This is a genomic window from Ectobacillus sp. OTK, assembly GCF_059698935.1.
On record NZ_AP048547.1, the window covers coordinates 3,145,851 to 3,163,446 of the forward strand.

Sequence of the window (17,596 nt, forward strand, 5' to 3'; positions counted from 1 at the left end):
TGGCTTTCATCGGTCTTTTGTGGTTTAAGGAGTAACCTGCTCCTTCTTATTGAAATAAACCGAGAACAATGTTGAAATGTGTCTTAAGTTAGAATTTTCAAAATAATTAATTGTAACCGATTTCATGTTATGATTCTGCATATCAAACATGCTATCCAGGAGCTGAGTTACAGTGTTGTTACAAGACTTCATACATCAATTTATACTAGTAAAAAAACGAGTACCATTACATGTAAATGAATTACTAGACTACCTCAAAAAAAGTTACGCTTGCGGCGAATTGTCCGCTGCTGATTATAAAAATTTGTTTAGAGAACTTAATAAACGTGGAGCAGAAAAAGCCAGAACATTCATCCTTGAAAACATTCTTACATTCAGTAGAAAGGCTTTATCATAAAAACTTTATCTTTTTAGCTTCTTTAATAGCAAGTTTTTATATAAGAAAACTTCACAAGTTATTTGAACTAATTCCTAAAATTTCATTGAAATTCCATAAAACAGAAAATAAATGTTTAAAACCTCCAAATATATGAAAGTGAGTGATCCTGTTATGAAATGGTTTAAAAGTATTCTATGTTATTTTAAGAATGGTCATATGTACCTATTTGAAGGCCCGCTCGACACTAAGTACAAAAAAATTCATATTCACAGATGTTCGAATTGCAAACATATTAAAAAGATTGCTGTTTAACTGTATTTGATATAAAAATAAGTGAGAGAAATTAAGCAAAAATCCGACCAAACAATAAGGTCGGATTTTTTTATCAATAAAACTTCTCTTTTATTTCATTCTTTGTTTATCTCAAGCACCGTAACATAAATAAAGGGATAATAAATGTGATGACAAATAACCTTCGGCAACACCCCTCCCTTTGCCTTAACAATATCTCTTTACGTCTAAGGTATTTGTCGGAACTTCTTATGATAAATACTGCTATATATTAATTAATATACTCAATTAAAGTTAGTATTGATACTAATATTTTCTCTCTCTTTGGAGAAGCCTTTAGCCATTTTTCTACTTTTTTATCATTTTCATCCAAATAAGCAGAAATATTAATATTCCTATTTTTCTCAATATAAAAATAGGAATTAGTTACTATTGTTGCGCTAAATATACTAATATATACTAAATTTACAATATCCAAACGAAAAGGCAACCCTGAGGAAACTTAGGAGACGCAAAGCTATGGAGCTAAGGTCTTGAAGACTATGCTAGCCAGCTACCGAAAGGAGATCAAAATCGTATGAAAAAAACAACATTTGCATCCTTACTTCTTGCTCTGTCTGTTGGAACTTCTGTGGTAGGTGCTGAAGAATTATCTACTTCAGAACAACAAGAGTTTGTTCAAGAACAACAAGAGTCTACTCCTGAACAAGAGGAGGCTGCTCCTGAACAACAAGAGTCTACTCCTGAACAAGAGGAGGCTGCTCCTGAACAAGAAGAGTCTACTCCTGAACAAGAAGAGTCTACTCCTGAACAACAAGAGTCTACTCCTGAACAACAAGAGTCTACTCCTGAACAAGAAGAGTCTACTCCTGAACAAGAAGAGTCTACTCCTGAACAACAAGAGTCTACTCCTGAACAACAAGAGTCTACTCCTGAACAACAAGAGTCTACTCCTGAACAACAAGAGTCTACTCCTGAACAACAAGAGGCTACTCCTGAACAAGAGGAGGCTGCTCAAGAACAAGAAGAGTCTACTCCTGAACAACAAGAGGCTACTCCTGAACAACAAGAGTCTACTCCTGAACAACAAGAGTCTACTCCTGAACAAGAGGAGGCTGCTCAAGAACAAGAAGAGTCTACTCCTGAACAACAAGAGTCTACTCCTGAACAACAAGAGTCTACTCCTGAACAAGAGGAGGCTGCTCAAGAACAAGAAGAGTCTACTCCTGAACAACAAGAGTCTACTCCTGAACAACAAGAGTCTACTCCTGAACAACAAGAGTCTACTCCTGAACAAGAAGAAGCTGCTCAAGAACAAGAGACTCCTGTTATCGATAAAAAGCATGGTCTAGACAATGCACTTACTCATGTGAAAAATCCAAAAGCCGTTCAAGCTATAGAGAAAGCAAAATCTAAAAAACAAGCTGAATTAGCTAAAAAACAAGCTGAATTAGCCAAAAAACAAGCTGAATTAGCCAAAAAACAAGCTGAATTAGCCAAAAAACAAGCTGAATTAGCTAAAAAGGCTGAACTAGCTAAAAAGGCTGAACTAGCTAAAAAGGCTGAACTAGCTAAAAAGGCTGAACTAGCTAAAAAGGCTGAATTAGCTAAAAAGGCTGAATTAGCTAAAAAGGCTGAATTAGCTAAAAAGGCTGAACTAGCTAAAAAGGCTGAACTAGCTAAAAAGGCTGAACTAGCTAAAAAGGCTGAACTAGCTAAAAAGGCTGAATTAGCTAAAAAGGCTGAATTAGCTAAAAAGGCTGAATTAGCTAAAAAGGCTGAACTAGCTAAAAAGGCTGAACTAGCTAAAAAGGCTGAACTAGCTAAAAAGGCTGAACTAGCTAAAAAGGCTGAATTAGCTAAAAAAGCTGAACTAGCTAAAAAAGCTGAATTAGCTAAAAAGGCTGAACTAGCTAAAAAATCTGAATTAGCTAAAAAGGCTGAATTAGCTAAAAAGGCTGAATTAGCTAAAAAGGCTGAATTAGCAAATAAAAGTACAAAAAAATCCAACAAAAAGTAGGGTTTCTATAAAACTCTCTATAGGTAAAGAATAAAACCATAATAAAGTACAAAACGATCTACTGTTAGGTGGTTTTGTATTTTGAACTGGGCGTAAAATTAGCAACAAGCGATCACATAGCCGTAAGTATCAAATAATCCCTTCCTGATTATATAGGTGGGGATTATTTGACGCTTATCTTTATAATCTAGGCCCCTAAGCGGATTCTATTCGTCTGTCGACACTGCATTCATTACTAACCTTTTCCCTATCCCTCTGCCATGCTGCTCTTCTATAACTGCAACATTCACCAACTCCACTGTCTCAGGTCTTGTTGGAAGCAGTACATAAATCCCGACAATTTGCTGTTCACTTTCAGCTACAAAACATTCGTCTCTATTAACATATTCCTCAACAATCTCTTTCGAAGGTCAGTCAATAATAACAACTCCATTGGAGGTTTTTCACCTTTGTTGAGTTTTCTAATATTCATTATTAATCTCCTTTAATAATCTTGTCATTTCTTTCATTTTATCATTTTTATTGCACTAACCTCCCCCGTTACTTCAATAAGAAAAAGGGATCGCCGCAGCAATCCCCATTCTTCAACTCAAGCATCCGTGAGTTCCACATATTTACCTAAAATAAAAAGACCGCCTTATGACGTTCTACTTTTAGTATCCCTAAAAACATCCGATTAATTTTAAGGGGTAGAGGGACAGGTTAACTGTCCCGTATTGTTTACTTATTTTGGCCTTTTTTGAGCTCTTAATGCTATTTTTTCAAGTCCATTTTCTCCCGCAAATTCTACATCTGCTTTTGGTGGAGCACTTTTATTGCTCTTAAATTGGTTATTCTTATTTTTAGCCATTTTTTCACCACCCTTATAGTTTGATTTAGTTACTCCTTGAAAGATGCCGGACATTATAAATACACCATGTAAAAAAATATCGTAGTGATATTTTTTCATTATCAGCATCCACGATTTTAGTTTGCTTTCTTTTTTTGTTGGCTATGCTATTTGATTTTCTTCTTCCCCGAAATTGCCTCATTGGTTCCATGTTGAGCTGCACAATAAGTATTATTGAATTATGTTCTCTGCAAAAAACGAATAAATTTTTGCAGACTTTGCGGTTGCTGTTTTCTTTGTTTGATTATAAAATCTATCTTGATTGTTTCAGACAGTTCTTTATATTGAATTGCTTGTATTTCTTTTCGGCTATTTGCCACGTCTGCCGGCATTATACTGATACCAAGTCCATCGTGAACCGCTTGCAGAATGGATTCAAGCGAATCAAACTCTATGATAACCGGATCATGGAAGTTATTCTCCCTGGAAAAATCCAACATTTTATTTCTATATATGCAATTAGTATCACTATTAACAATTAACGTTTGGTCATGTTGCTTTTCAAAATGCCTATGTTTAGATGAAATAAGTACGATTTTCTCGAAATAACTATAAACGGTTTCGAACTGCGAGCAGTTATACACACCATTTATAAAAACACCATCAAGTTCCCCATAGGAAAGCATTTCTTGTAACGTTTGTTTATCATTTGTTCTTACTTTTACATCAATATTTTTATGTTCCCTAAAAAAAGAAGAAAACAGCTGAGGAATTCTAACTGCAGAAATCGTTTGGGATGCTCCTATTGTTAAAGATCCCCTCCATTTTTTAGGATTAACTAAGAACTTGGCTTCATCCATTAATAATATAATTTGATTTGTATACTCTAATAAAATTTTTCCCTTCTCGGTTAATGTTACTCCTCTATTATTACGCGTAAATAATCTGACACCTAGTTCCTCTTCCAAACTCTTAATTCGCTGACTGACATTAGGTTGTACATAGCCCAATTTTTCAGCAGCTTTAGATACTGATTGTAATTCTGCAACATGTTTAAAAATCCACAAGTCATGACTTTCCAACAATAACATCCCTCTCACTGATATCATTTAAAATGATACCTTCTTCATTATTCAGTATTATACTCTTCATACTCATAAAAATATAATAGAACATATTAAATCAAATAAAGTAAGGGGGACTTAACATGGAATTAAGAGATAAGGTGTTCATAATAACCGGCGGTGGTACTGGTGTTGGAAGAGCAACAGCTTTGAAATTAGCAGCTGAAGGTGCAAAAGTTGTTATTAATTATAGCCGATCTGAAAAAGAAGCTAACGAAGCCGTTAATAAGATTACACAGCTAGGAGGAACAGCATTCGCTTATAGAGCGAATGTAGCGATAGAAAAAGAAGTGAATGATTTAGTATCCCATACTGTTACATCTTTCGGGACAGTCGATGGTTTAGTAAACAATGCAAGTATTACAGCTCAAATAGATATGGATGACTTAGACGCCGTAACAGATGAAGTGTGGGATTCCCTTTTCAGCGTAAATGTGAAAGGGATGTTTCATTGCGTAAAGGCTGTTGTCCCTCATATGAAGAAGCAGCAATCAGGTGTGATTGTTAATATGGGCAGCGTGGCAGGAATGACCGGAATAGGCTCATCCATCCCATATGCAGCAACAAAATCAGCAATTCACACAATGACAAGGTCATTAGCTATCGCATTGGCACCTTATATCAGAGTGAATAGTATATCTCCTGGTGCAGTTGATACAAGGTGGTGGTCTGGTAATGAAGAAAAGATGTATCAACTTGCGGGCAATTTACCGCTTAAGAGAATTTCAACACCAGATGATATTGCAGAGGCTATTCTTTTTCAATTAACTCAAGAATCTGTCACAGGCCAAGTTTTTACAATTGATAATGGCCAAACACTTTGAAGTTTGAAATTTTCCCATAATGTTAAACACCTTCTTATCTGCTTTACCAACAAGAGGGTGTTTGGTATATTTTATATAATTAGTTAACATAAAACCTTCCTGAAATTCTCCCTTTTGAAAACATATTATAAATGGTAACCATACAGGATATTGATCTAATCAATACTGACATTATACGAGGCATAACAACATATCAATTCCTTAGATGCCTTTAAATCACCGCCTTGTAATCAATATAAATTAATTTATAAATGACATAAGCAGTGTTCAATAAAAAGAAAATATAATCTAATCATTAATAGGCTGCAATTTAGTAATAAATGCCAAGTAATATATTTTATTAGGCAGGTGGATTTGTGTGGAAATTATAAAGTTGCAGAAAAATGATATCAGAAATGCCCTTGATTTAGTATGGACAGTTTTTCTAGAATTCGAAGCACCTGATTACTCACAAGAAGGCATTGAACAATTCAGGAAATTTATATCATACAATTCTACCATTGAAAATTTTGATAAAGGAGAGTTATTCTTTTGGGGATGCATAGCTAATGATAATTTAACAGGGGTAATAGCAACTAGAGAAATTAATCATATATGCATGCTGTTTGTAAAAAAAGAGTATCATAGGCGAGGTATCGCAAGAAGTTTATTTCAAACAGTTGAAGAGAGTTGTAAAAGCCAGAATCATATTAGCAAGATTACAGTTAATTCATCTCCATATGCAATAGAATTTTATCATCGTCTTGGTTTTATTGATACAGACAAAGAACAGACAGTGAATGGTATTAGATTTACCCCCATGTCATATTTGTTAAAGTAAAGCAGCCCGCATCGCAATTCTTTGCAGCATCTTCGGCGGTCTTTTTATCTTGAATCTCTTGATCACCACGTAATAATTGGAGAACAAGCCCTTCTCCAAAATGAGGAGAGGTTTGCTACATAGCATCACAAATACATATTATGGAGGTTTAAAATGGTTACATGTTATTTGAAGTATGTGATTGATCCTTACAAAGTCAATGAATTTGAACAATACGGTAAGATGTGGATTCGATTGGTAAATAAGTTAGGAGGCACACATCAAGGCTACTACCTCCCGCATGAAGGCGCAAATAACATAGCATATGCTCTCTTCACATTTCCAAGCCTGACAGCATACGAAGAGTACCGCTTGAAAATGGCAGAGGATGAAGAATGCCAAGCAGCGTACAAGTTTGCCGAAGAAACAAAGTGTATTCTCAGCTACGAAAGAAGTTTCATGCGGCCTGTATTTGAATAAGCAGCCAAAGACCATTTTATTGTGGTCTTTTTCTTTTTGTAAATTATAACTTCCGTAACCATCACCTCAAGTTCCTGAAAACGGATTAGGACACTGACACAACTTGACACCGTGACATATGTAAAAAGAACTCGCATCATAAGAGACGAGTTCTTTTTACATATGTCACATTAAAATATTGTTACAAAAAATCATCGACATAAAACGTTTTCAAATATTTTACAATTCAGTAAATTTATTGGAATCGATTTCCGTTTGGTATAATATTCAGAAAAGAAAATGTATTTAGATAACAACTTATATACAGATTCAGGGGGATTTTTTCATATGATGCACATTATTTCTGGGGCAATGTTTTTATTCATTGGATGGAGATTTGGAGATTGGAAAAATTGGAAAAACTATTACCCAACTATTCTTTTTTTCATCATTGGAGATTTATTGTATAACGTGTTAACGTATAATCAACCAACATGGAGTTACAGCAAAGACTGGCTCTTTCCCAATCATACCTTAATTAATTTATGGATTATGATAACGATATATCCTGCTACCGCCATTACATACTTATCTCACTTTCCAAAAGAGAAAATCAAGCAGATTCTCTATATTTTGTTATGGGCGATGATATATGTTTTCGGTGAACTTCTAGGTCTTCATGTTTTTGGGCTTATCGATCACTTTAATGGTTGGAATATGTGGTGGTCGGCTTTGTTTGATATCATTTTGTTCATCATGCTGCCTATCCATCATAAACGTCCATTAATAGCATGGGGATTATCGATTATTGTTATTATTTTCTTTTTAAACGCATTCGATGTAAAAATAAGCGGGATGAAATAATAATTGACACCACTTAAGCAAAAAGGAGATGGGGCAGAACGTAAGTACCCATGGAATAAAATCCCGTGAGCTAAACTGTTCGCCCCTTACTAACTTTCATTTTAAGTATCCAAAAACGGTTAAGTAGAACAAGGTAAAAAACACCGATAAGGGAATTGCCCATAGTACATTTGTATGGTGAAGCCATAGCATTGGAAACATAACCATGTAAAAAAATATTGTCCATCCTACATTCCATCCATGATAGTAATAAAGCTGACCGAACTTTAATAACAGCATTTCATATAAAGTAAAAACAGCTATCCATTTTACAATATATAAAACTTTTTGTCCTAACAACCCTTTGGGAAAATTAGATAAATAAATCAAAGTAATTAAGGGATTTATAAGGAATGTATGCCACAAAAAAATTCTTGTATGGTTCTCGAGAAAAAAATCACCGGAACTAAATTTCCACAAATGAAATTTAGTTAAAGCGAAGTATTTATATAAAAGATTTAAAGCGACAATATATACAATCGTCGGATAATACCATCTCCAGTTTTTCCAATCTCCCCATCGCCAAGCAATGAATATCAATACGATTCCAATTGTTACATTCAACTTTTACTTTATCCTTTCTCTATGGCTCTTATCGATAACTCGATTTCCTAATCATTAATATTATTAACATCCTTATAGAAAGTTAAATCCTGTAAAATCGTTGTTTGTAAATATCAAGAAATTTCTTAATAAAAATTATGGAATATCTAAGTATATATCTATAAGCATACAATCCTTATTTCACTATATATATTTTTTTAGATTCAGAAACAAAAGAAACGGGTTCTTATTAAAACAGCCCTTTAACAATGATTTGCAGGTTATTTAAATATAATGCACTTGCATTGTTTGTATAACCATTTTTCACTCACCAGTGCACAATAAGGAATAATTTTTGTTGTTTATCTAAAGACATCTTTAGGAACGTCAAGTCAAATGTATGCCACAAAATCACAATAACTCCGATAGAAAGTAACCACGCTAAAACCCTATAAAAGCATAGATTGCGTTCACCATTTATTTACATCTCCTAACAATTAAAACAAAGAACAGTATTTACATTTATAAAATTTAGGTTACTAAGTTCCAACCGCTTTAAATCTTTTTACAAGCTCCATTATTCCTTTTATTATCAGGCAGATAATGATAAACCCGAAAAAGGACATAGTATGTGTGAAATGTGGATTTTCGTATATCTCCATCATTTTCAAAAGTGGTTCAAGAGCGTAAGCAAACAAAGCTGAAACAAGGGTGCTATACAAAACATATTTCTTCCATGTTGTACTATACTGATAAATCAAGCTGAATAAAACAGGTAATATCGTTATATCTATAGGTAACAATGTAAAAGTCGAAGCAAATAGCTTATCTGGGTAACCCCACAATTCATAATCAACCCCCATGACATCCAGAATGGTTGCTGTAACACCGAATCCCATTGCATAGCTAAAAACCTCAAACACCCTGTTTCTATCTACCACTTTAAACCAGATTACCCAAGGTACGATTGTGGTGACAAGGAGAAGCCACCAATTGAAACTCCATAGATCATCATGTACCCAATGATTATAGGCAATCTTGTTTAATTGATCCCGCGCTTTCTTTTCGAGTAAAATTCTGTAAACCGCCGATGGCCCGGCATCTCTTTATTTTTTGGTTGTGTCGCCCTTACTCTTTCCTACATAGTCTGTATGGTAAAATACCCCATATCCAGGAGAGTGATACATCATGAATCCATACGTTACTTTTCATCCATTTGTGCAACACCAGCATCCATATACACACCCGCAATTTGATTTGCATACAGAGCAATTCGACCACAGACAGCTGCCGCAGCTGCGTGCTTTGGAGCGTCGGGTGAGTGAATTGGAGCAGCGGAATAACGAACTGACTAGAACAGTAAACCGGCTGAATAGAGAAGTGAATCAGCTTCAAGAAACAGTCGAGCGTCACACTCGCCGCTTAAATCGTTTAAATCAACGTCTGCGTACCCTCGAAAACAGGTTAGGAGTTCCATTTACGCCGTACGAAGACGGTTTCTAATCGAAAGCAACAACTCGTTAAGCATACGCCGCAGTTGTTTTAAGAACATTGTCATCGACCCTGTTACCGTACAAATCACAAAGTTTTTACACTAGATTTGCTTTAGAAAAAACAGCGATTAAAAAGTTGATAAATAGAAACAATGATGGCACTCATTGAAATTTGAGTGCCATTTTCTTCGGATTATGCTCATTTTTTTGTAGGACAACACCTGATACAGCTCATGCTGTTAGAGATTACCTTCTCCCAAGTCAAGCAAGTGTTGGTACTGCCAAATGAAGTATCTACAGATTTTATGACAAACCATTTACAGTTATTAGCAGGTATCGAGGTTCAGATTTTTTCTTTGGCATCAATGTTTGTGATTTCTGTATGTAAGCCTTGGGGAAAGCGAAATAAGCGTATGAGGTAACAACGTTTTAAACTTAAACCCCATAAAAAGATTAGAGAAAACAGAGCGAACGATACAGTTTGCCCTGTTTCCCACTATGGCTTCTGTTAGCCTAATAAGCTGCATCATTATAATTGACATGGAAAAAAGTCTTTCGTGGAAAGATGTTTTATTTATCCTGTTTATCGAGTTTTGTTTCAATAAGATTTAATCCTGTTCCCGCTTCATTTTCAACCACATGTTTAAGCATTGACAACTTGTTATTCCAAAATTGTTCGTAAAAAGAAAGCCACTGTTTTAATTCTTTTAAGGGCTCTGGTTGCAATCGATAAAGTTTTTCTCTTCCTACCTTTCGTCCACTGACTAATTCTGCTTCTGAAAGTATATGAAGATGTTTTGCAATGGCTGTACGACTTATAGGAAAATGGGATGTGATTTCTGAAATAGGTAATTCTTTTTCAGCAAGTAATCGAAGTACCTCTCTACGAGTTGGGTCAGCAATAGCTTGAAATACATCATGTTTTACTGCTGATGATAACACTTAACCCTCAACAGCCTTTCGAAGCCGCTCATGGACAATCCCTGCCCAACCCTGTTCCATTCTATCGCGAATAATAGAGCTTTTCTCGTTCGCTTTCGGAAGAATCGTCTCAGGGTGTTTCCATCCGCTATGAATAAGTGTAAACTCCGTCTTGTCTCCCACCTCTTGTAGAATAAACGAAACAATCCAGCCGTCTGTATCCCATGCAAAAGAAAGTCGATGAGGAGCATCTATTTCTAATACTTTACATGGGGATGGGCCAAAAGGCGACTGTACATAAAATTCATGTCCTACTTTCGGCTGGAAATCATTTGGCATGAACCATAATGCAATACCTTCTGAAGTTGATACTGTATCCCATACTTTTTGAATAGGCGCTTCCAAAACGATAGTTTGCTTAATATCCTGTAATGTATGATTTGCTTCCATACTATTCTCTCTCCTTTTCTAAGAAAAAATAAAACCTTTTGGTTTCATTTACAATGATATAACACCTTTTGGTTTCATGTCAACATTACTTTTCCTCCATCCGTTTGGTTTTATTCATGATTTGATGACCATTTTTCATAAATCAAATTCATCATGTTTCCTACTAGTCAAAGATAAACCGGAACCTATTACGAAAAAAGAAACTGCTGATTAATTCAATAGGAAATTGAGCAAAATTACAATAACTCCCCCCTTAGAGGTGCTATATGTTCTGGTTTCCATGTTTTCTGTTATTGATCGGGATTCTCATCATTTTCCTTATGCCAAAATCTCTTACCTTAAAAGAAATGTATGTCTCTTGGTCGATTATCGCCCTCCTCACCTTAACTGTTGATTTGCTATTGGGTGCTGCCTTTGATTTATTTGACTATACTGGAGGCGAACGTGTTTCAGTATTCGATATCTTCATTGAGATCACCTTAACACCTGTATACGGAATTATCTGTCTAAACTTTATGCCTAAATCTAAAGCTCCCTTTGTTCTCTATGCTCTGTTCTGGACTGTCATGGGGCTGGCAATCGAGAGAATTAGTGTAGAGGTAGGCTTTCTACAATACAAGGGGTGGCACACATGGTATTCAATACCAGCCTATCCAGCTACGTGTTTATTCCTAAAATGGCATCTATATTTTATACGGCATGCTGATAGCTAGGAGACGTATCTGCTCTTTATTGAGTCTGCATGCAATACTCTATGTTTGAGTTTTTAATTAGTATTGAATCGTGAATTTCTAGTTGGATGCTAAACGTTTTATAATCATGCTGGCGATGGGGATTTAGAAAATTTCCTTGAAGATATGATGTGGAGTATGAAACAAGAAATCGAGCAAGTCGAAAATTTGTTAAAAGTAAATAGATTTGGCTTGCCTCCTTCTCCTCCTAAACCTCCAATTACTGTAGGATTCATTACTTGTGGCCAAATTTCTTGTAGAAATCTTAAAAAATCCAAAGCAATAAAAAAACAGGCGAAAGAAAAATTACTTGAAATAAAACTCCAACCAAACCATATGATCAGACTTTTATTTATAATCTGATTTCAAGATCAAAAATCTTCTCTTGTATTCGATTCGTAATTATATTAACATCACCCGTTCGTGAAATATTATTTAAATTCAACAATTGAAATACCGCAAATTAAAATTAATAAAATTACTTCGATGAAAAAAAGAACATAAGCTAAAAGCGGCTTGACATTATGCACGGTCAAAACCAAAAACATTCCTATATTCACTAAAAATGATTTCCATATACTCCAACCATTATAATAGTTGATATTGTCCAAAGAATATTCTATCACCTCTATAAATGTATATAATATTGCCCAAAAGGATATATAAAATAATTTTTGAATAACTTCTTTATTGATTGGATAATGGGTAAAATATACAAGTATTGATGGCGGAAAAAACAAGAAAGAAAGCAAAAAATCATTTAAGACATGTCCGCCTAATTCAGAGGTTAAATCCCATAGAGTGTGATTATAAGTGATAAGACCAATCATGAAGTTTCCTGCAATCATGAATAAAATAGTGGAATGAAATTTTTCCCAACCCCTCCAATCACTTATATAAAAGGCAGTTATCCACATTAAAATAATGAATATTAAACGCATCATAAACTTCCATCCTAAATGAAAACTTTTTGTTTATAGATTCTCCTATTTTTAATTTTTTATGGACAGTAATTGCACTAAATTGCTCCGTTAATGAATTTTCATCGGTAGAGGTTTTAAAGCAGGATGTAGTGTATCATGTGCTGGATAAAACCTTAAAGGAGTTAGGCAGAAGATAAATGGCTATTGTTTAGTTACATTTGTGATTGGCTATATATGAGGGGCGTCCCTTACTGCAGCTTTCTTTTCCCAATCAAAAAGACAGAGAGCTTATTCTGCAGCTCTCTGTCTTTTGTTCATAACACAAATATTTTACCCCTATCCATCATGAAACAGGCAAGTGTTTAGACAGTTACAGGATTCAATAAAACCGATACCAGCCGATCCATGCCCAGCTTAATATTTTCAGGTGTGGAGTGGCTGAAGTTTAACCGGAATGTATTGAGCTCCGGTTTCTCAACGTAGAAAGGCGCACCGGGAACAAACGCAACACCATTTTCAACGGCTTTATTCAGCAAAAGAGTTGTATTTAAATGCTTTGCCCCTTCTACCCAAATAAACATTCCGCCCTTTGGTTCCTTCCAAGTGAACAATCCTGGCTCCAGCTTATGTAAATAATCTCTCATGATAATCATTCGTTTATAGTATTCTTTTCTCAATACTTGAATATGGTTATTGAGGTCAAAATCACGCAATAAATAATAAAGTGCTTGTTGATCAATCGAACTGGAATGCAAATCCGCCATCTGCTTTGCTTGTGTCATCATCTGAATAACTTCAGAAGGACCGGTAACCCAGCCTGTTCTTAAAGCCGGAACAACAGACTTAGAAAATGTACTTGTATACACTACATGGCTTTGATGTTGATCAAAGGATGCTACAGGTGGGTATTCCTCGCCTTCATGAAACTGAATATCTCCATATGGATCGTCCTCCAAAACAAGTACATTGTATTTATAGCAAAGGTTCAAAAGTGTTTGACGGCGCTCTATGCTCCAAACCTTTCCATTTGGATTAGAGAATGTAGGAATAATATAAACAAATTTCGGCTGTAATGTTTTCATCTTTTCTTCTAAATCTTCAGGATTCATCCCTTGTTCATCCCCGCTTACAGCCACTACAGACGCTCCATATGAGCGAAATACCTGTAAAGCTGACAAATAGGTAGGATCTTCGGTTAATACAACGTCTCCTGAAGAAAGCATGACTCTTGAAAAGAGGTCAATGGTTTGTTGGGATCCTGTTGTCAGGAGAATACGATCTAGATTCGAACTGATCCCCTTCCATCCCATTTTTGTTTGGATTGCTTCTCTAAGCGGCTTATATCCCTCTGTTAAACCATATTGTAAAGATGATTTTCCTGACGCAAACACCTTTTCATATGCTGCTTGCACCTCATCTAAAGGAAAATGCTCTTCAGAAGGAAGTCCACCTGCAAATGAAATGACATTCCCTTGTTGAATCACGCTTAATATGTCCCTTACAGCTGATGATTTAAAACTTTTCGTTTGTTCCGCAAATGAATAATTCATCTAAACATCCTTCTTTCTTGATTTCATAATATAAAAACAAACACAGATATTGTACTTTCATTCAAAAAAATGGAAGTCCAGAATATTAATTTATACATCTACAGGAGATTCTCAGAGAATACAAGCAGGACAAGCGAAAAATAAAACGACCTATCTCTCAAGTTTGTATGTTATAATATTCTTACTATATTGTATAGCATATAAATTCTTAATTATCAAACTTTTTCACTATACATAATTCATTGTAAACGAGGAGAATTCTCATGGAGAAAAATGTTTTATCAATTGAAATTGGTCAACGTTTACGATATTACAGGCAACAACGTCACTTATCCTTAGATGCTCTTTCCGAACTCACTGGTGTGAGTAAGCCAATGTTAGGACAAATTGAGCGCGGTACTTCTAATCCCACTGTAGCAATTCTATGGAAAATAGCAGCTGGATTACAAGTTCCCTTCGCTTCATTTTTTGGCAGAAATCCCTCTATCAAACTTCTTCGGGCAGAGGAACAACCAGCGCTCCAAGAACATAACGGACTTTTTGAAGCCTACAATACATTTGCCTCGCCCGGTCTGCCGGTTGAAATCTATCGGATCCGCCTATTGCCGGGTTGTAGATATCTCTCTGAACCTGCTGAAATAGGGGCGATAAAATCTTTAACAGTTTATTCAGGCTGCTTAACCATTGAAATTGGCAGCGAAACGCATACGTTAGAGAAAGGAGATGCTACTTCATTCTCTACAGATATCATTCAGGTATATCAAAATCTAAGCGATGAAATCTGTGAATGCAGTATGACGATTTTTTATTCAAATCCTCCGCACATTCTCTAAAATCAGGAAAATTGCATAGGACTCATTTTGAGAAGGCAGCTAGAAGAGTTCATCTAATACTAAGCATTCCTTCTATTCCTTCTGCAGGCAATGGTTTACTAAAGAAATACCCTTGTCCTAAATAACATTCGTTTTGGATTAGAAAGGATACTTGCTTTTCATTTTCTACACCTTCAGCAATTACCTTAAATCCCAAGCGGTTTCCCAGGTCAATAATTGTTCTTATAATAATTTCATCCTTTAAGTAATTACTGATTCCATCTACAAAAGACTTATCAATTTTCAATTTATCTATAGGAAAATTTTTCAAATAATTTAACGAGGAATATCCCGTGCCAAAATCATCTACTGAGAGTTGGACGCCCAGTTCCTTTAAAGCTTTCATGATGTTCATGGATTCTTCTACATATTGCATGACACTTTCAGTAATTTCTAGTTCTAAGCAGCATGTTTCAAACCTTGTATCCCGTAACACTTGCTCTACTGTTTCTACAAAATGTTTATCTCGAAACTGCACAGCTGACACATTTACGGCAATATTAACTGGAGGAAAGCCGTTTTCCTCCCATCGTTTGCTTTGCTTACAGGCTGTTTCTAGAATCCATTTACCAATAGGGACAATAAGTCCTGTTTCCTCCGCTACAGGAATGAATTCTGCAGGAGAAATGAACCCATGCTCAGGATGTTTCCAACGTATTAAAGCCTCTAATCCAATTATCTTATTGGTAACTAGATCAACTTGAGGTTGATAATATAATGTAAATTCATTATTTTCTATTGCACTTCTTATCCCATGTTCTAAATCCATTTTCCTGCTATTGATAGCGTCTAAAGATGATGTATAAAATTTATAGTTATTTCTGCCACTTTCTTTAGCGAGATACATTGCAATATCTGCATTTTTAATAAGTGATTCTATGTTATCTCCATCCATTGGGTACATACTTATTCCCATGCTGGGTGAAATAAACAATTGGCGACCATAAATGGAAAATGGGACAGATAAGGTATCAATGATTTGTTCTGCTATTTTGGATAACTCCTCCACCTTTTTACCTTCCAATATGATAATGTATTCATCGCCGCCATAACGTGAAATCATACCATCTTCACGGAGGTACTCCTTCAGTCTATTAGATACCTGCTGCAATAGCAGATCACCAAAGCTATGCCCGAGCGTATCATTTATTATTTTAAATCGATCTAGATCTAAAAACACAACAGCTATCATTTGTTTGTTCTCTCTCGCACGCATTAATGCTTGTTTAAGGTAATCATATAAAAAATTGCGATTAGGCAGGTCTGTTAAAGAATCATAATATGCTAAGTAATGTATTTCCCTCTCTGCTTTTTTTCGTTCTGTAATGTCCCTCACAATAACTTGTACTGCTTTTTTTCCTCGATACATAGTTTGAAATGCCAATGTTTCAACAAAAAGATGTGTACCATCTATTCGAACAATTTTTTGTTCAGCAAAGTCTACTTTTCCATTGCTTCGAACTTCTCTCATACGATTTTTTGTATACTCTATTTCATCTGGAGAAATAAAATCAAATATATGTTTACCAATAATTTCATTCCTATTATATGCTCCTGCCAACTTTACCCCTGTATTATTGACATAGACAATTTCGCCATCTATATGAACAAATATCGTTTCAGGAGAAAATTCTACAAGCTTTCGATATCGTTCTTCGCTTTCCATCAGCTCTCTTACAGCATTTTTTTGCTCTGTAATATCATGGCCTAAGAACACTATATATTCAATTTCTCCAGATTCTCCAATAACAGGCATACCTTTCCCCTCGATTAAAACTAAATGACCATCTTTATGTTTCAAATGTATTTCAACCGGATCTAACTTTTTTTGATCCGTATTATTATATAATGCCCTTTGTATCTTAGAAACAGCATTTGTATGAGCAAAATCAAAAACTGCTTTTCCTTCGCATTCTTCAGGTGAATAGCCAATAATTTTTTGATGGGAAGGAGAAGCGTACTTTATCTTTCCATCCTTATCTAATAAAGCAATTAAATCAGATACATTTTCAACAATCAGGCGATATTTCGCTTCTGCTTCCACAGTAGTCTTAATTCCTTTTTGAATTAATCTATAAAACAGGAAACCACTTAAAAATATAAAGAGCCAGCCCTTTACAGTATCTAGCCATTCTAATGTATGCACATGTTTTTTTAGCAGCCAATCGGATAACAAAACCCATGAAATACTGCCTGCAATATAGATAAGAACGATGCGTAATGCAATTTTTTGATTGTCTTCCCAATTTCTCCACATTACTTTCAACCAATTCCCTTCATATCTCATCTCATAATCAGTACTAATGCCCTTTACAAGGCAATACTTTTTTTACTTAGAATGTGATATAAAGTTGCTCTCTATTCTATATGCAGGTTAGATTTTCCATAAGATTTACAAGTGTTTATATGTATTCTTTTGACTTTTATGAATTGAACTCCCCGCCGCCTCCGTAAAAGTAACATGCTTAAAAAGGGGGGGCTTCTG

20 protein-coding genes, 1 pseudogene and 1 riboswitch are annotated in these 17,596 nt (G+C 35.2%); of the genes and pseudogenes, 10 read left to right on the top strand and 11 right to left on the bottom strand.

What is annotated here, in order from left to right:
- Nucleotides 1-172: 172 nt before the first annotated feature.
- Nucleotides 173-397 (top strand): YppF family protein, encoded by a 225-nt coding sequence (gene yppF / locus AC6HZ4_RS15805; protein ID WP_497490564.1) that lies wholly within the window; start codon nucleotides 173-175, stop codon nucleotides 395-397.
- Between the two features lie 544 nt (nucleotides 398-941).
- Here the strand turns inward: yppF and AC6HZ4_RS15810 are convergent.
- Nucleotides 942-1,148, bottom strand: a complete 207-nt coding sequence (locus AC6HZ4_RS15810; RefSeq protein ID WP_497490566.1) for a hypothetical protein — start codon at nucleotides 1,146-1,148, stop codon at nucleotides 942-944.
- Nucleotides 1,146-1,231, top strand: a riboswitch (cyclic di-GMP riboswitch). (Overlaps the previous gene by 3 nt.)
- Before the next feature lie 16 nt (nucleotides 1,232-1,247).
- Between AC6HZ4_RS15810 and AC6HZ4_RS15815 the strand changes: the two genes are divergently transcribed.
- Nucleotides 1,248-2,690, top strand: coding sequence for a hypothetical protein (locus AC6HZ4_RS15815; protein ID WP_497490567.1), 1,443 nt, complete (start codon nucleotides 1,248-1,250; stop codon nucleotides 2,688-2,690).
- Nucleotides 2,691-2,911: 221 nt separating this feature from the next.
- Here AC6HZ4_RS15815 and AC6HZ4_RS15820 read toward each other — a convergent pair.
- The 3 genes and pseudogenes from AC6HZ4_RS15820 to AC6HZ4_RS15830 all read right to left on the bottom strand — a co-directional run.
- Nucleotides 2,912-3,162 (bottom strand): annotated as a pseudogene (locus AC6HZ4_RS15820) (GNAT family N-acetyltransferase); the annotation flags it as partial.
- Nucleotides 3,163-3,414: 252 nt separating this feature from the next.
- On the bottom strand, nucleotides 3,415-3,639 hold the full coding sequence (locus AC6HZ4_RS15825) for a hypothetical protein (RefSeq protein ID WP_497495852.1): 225 nt from the start codon (nucleotides 3,637-3,639) through the stop codon (nucleotides 3,415-3,417).
- A gap of 119 nt (nucleotides 3,640-3,758) precedes the next feature.
- Nucleotides 3,759-4,601: a LysR family transcriptional regulator gene (locus AC6HZ4_RS15830; RefSeq protein ID WP_497490568.1), complete on the bottom strand. Its 843-nt coding sequence runs from the start codon at nucleotides 4,599-4,601 to the stop codon at nucleotides 3,759-3,761.
- Nucleotides 4,602-4,726: 125 nt separating this feature from the next.
- Between AC6HZ4_RS15830 and AC6HZ4_RS15835 the strand changes: the two genes are divergently transcribed.
- From AC6HZ4_RS15835 to AC6HZ4_RS15850, 4 genes are all read left to right on the top strand, one after another.
- Complete coding sequence (locus tag AC6HZ4_RS15835; RefSeq protein ID WP_497490569.1) at nucleotides 4,727-5,467, top strand: SDR family NAD(P)-dependent oxidoreductase; 741 nt, start codon at nucleotides 4,727-4,729, stop codon at nucleotides 5,465-5,467.
- Between the two features lie 358 nt (nucleotides 5,468-5,825).
- A complete protein-coding gene (locus AC6HZ4_RS15840) occupies nucleotides 5,826-6,287 on the top strand; it encodes a GNAT family N-acetyltransferase (RefSeq protein WP_497490570.1) in 462 nt (153 codons plus the stop codon).
- 153 nt (nucleotides 6,288-6,440) lie between these two features.
- Complete coding sequence (locus AC6HZ4_RS15845; protein WP_497490571.1) at nucleotides 6,441-6,746, top strand: NIPSNAP family protein; 306 nt, start codon at nucleotides 6,441-6,443, stop codon at nucleotides 6,744-6,746.
- A 327-nt stretch (nucleotides 6,747-7,073) separates the two neighbouring features.
- On the top strand, nucleotides 7,074-7,589 hold the full coding sequence (locus AC6HZ4_RS15850; protein ID WP_497490572.1) for a CBO0543 family protein: 516 nt from the start codon (nucleotides 7,074-7,076) through the stop codon (nucleotides 7,587-7,589).
- A 96-nt stretch (nucleotides 7,590-7,685) separates the two neighbouring features.
- Here AC6HZ4_RS15850 and AC6HZ4_RS15855 read toward each other — a convergent pair whose 3' ends face one another.
- Together AC6HZ4_RS15855 and AC6HZ4_RS15860 are read right to left on the bottom strand one after the other, a co-directional pair.
- Complete coding sequence (locus tag AC6HZ4_RS15855) at nucleotides 7,686-8,192, bottom strand: CBO0543 family protein (RefSeq protein WP_497490573.1); 507 nt, start codon at nucleotides 8,190-8,192, stop codon at nucleotides 7,686-7,688.
- A gap of 518 nt (nucleotides 8,193-8,710) precedes the next feature.
- On the bottom strand, nucleotides 8,711-9,094 hold the full coding sequence (locus tag AC6HZ4_RS15860; RefSeq protein WP_497490574.1) for a CBO0543 family protein: 384 nt from the start codon (nucleotides 9,092-9,094) through the stop codon (nucleotides 8,711-8,713).
- 265 nt (nucleotides 9,095-9,359) lie between these two features.
- On the opposite strand from AC6HZ4_RS15860, the gene AC6HZ4_RS15865 reads away from it, so the two are divergent.
- Nucleotides 9,360-9,674 (top strand): SlyX family protein, encoded by a 315-nt coding sequence (locus AC6HZ4_RS15865; protein ID WP_497490575.1) that lies wholly within the window; start codon nucleotides 9,360-9,362, stop codon nucleotides 9,672-9,674.
- 560 nt (nucleotides 9,675-10,234) lie between these two features.
- Here the strand turns inward: AC6HZ4_RS15865 and AC6HZ4_RS15870 are convergent.
- On the bottom strand, nucleotides 10,235-10,606 hold the full coding sequence (locus tag AC6HZ4_RS15870) for an ArsR/SmtB family transcription factor (protein WP_497490576.1): 372 nt from the start codon (nucleotides 10,604-10,606) through the stop codon (nucleotides 10,235-10,237).
- Entirely contained in the window at nucleotides 10,607-11,035 is a 429-nt protein-coding gene (locus tag AC6HZ4_RS15875) for an SRPBCC family protein (RefSeq protein ID WP_497490577.1), read from the bottom strand. It abuts the gene before it with no gap.
- Nucleotides 11,036-11,301: 266 nt separating this feature from the next.
- Here AC6HZ4_RS15875 and AC6HZ4_RS15880 point away from each other — a divergent pair, with 266 nt between their 5' ends.
- Both AC6HZ4_RS15880 and AC6HZ4_RS15885 read left to right on the top strand, forming a co-directional pair.
- The gene (locus AC6HZ4_RS15880) at nucleotides 11,302-11,748 is read left to right on the top strand and encodes a CBO0543 family protein (RefSeq protein WP_497490578.1); all 447 of its coding nucleotides are present in this window, start codon (nucleotides 11,302-11,304) and stop codon (nucleotides 11,746-11,748) included.
- Nucleotides 11,749-11,904: 156 nt separating this feature from the next.
- Nucleotides 11,905-12,129: a hypothetical protein gene (locus AC6HZ4_RS15885; protein WP_497490580.1), complete on the top strand. Its 225-nt coding sequence runs from the start codon at nucleotides 11,905-11,907 to the stop codon at nucleotides 12,127-12,129.
- Nucleotides 12,130-12,197: 68 nt separating this feature from the next.
- On the opposite strand, the gene AC6HZ4_RS15890 is transcribed toward AC6HZ4_RS15885, so the two are convergent.
- Nucleotides 12,198-12,710, bottom strand: coding sequence for a CBO0543 family protein (locus AC6HZ4_RS15890; RefSeq protein WP_497490581.1), 513 nt, complete (start codon nucleotides 12,708-12,710; stop codon nucleotides 12,198-12,200).
- 341 nt (nucleotides 12,711-13,051) lie between these two features.
- Nucleotides 13,052-14,239, bottom strand: coding sequence for an aminotransferase-like domain-containing protein (locus tag AC6HZ4_RS15895; protein WP_497490582.1), 1,188 nt, complete (start codon nucleotides 14,237-14,239; stop codon nucleotides 13,052-13,054).
- Between the two features lie 263 nt (nucleotides 14,240-14,502).
- On the opposite strand from AC6HZ4_RS15895, the gene AC6HZ4_RS15900 reads away from it, so the two are divergent.
- Entirely contained in the window at nucleotides 14,503-15,072 is a 570-nt protein-coding gene (locus AC6HZ4_RS15900) for a helix-turn-helix domain-containing protein (protein ID WP_497490583.1), read from the top strand.
- Between the two features lie 49 nt (nucleotides 15,073-15,121).
- Here AC6HZ4_RS15900 and AC6HZ4_RS15905 read toward each other — a convergent pair whose 3' ends face one another.
- Entirely contained in the window at nucleotides 15,122-17,155 is a 2,034-nt protein-coding gene (locus AC6HZ4_RS15905; protein WP_497490584.1) for a sensor domain-containing protein, read from the bottom strand.
- Nucleotides 17,156-17,596 lie beyond the last annotated feature (441 nt).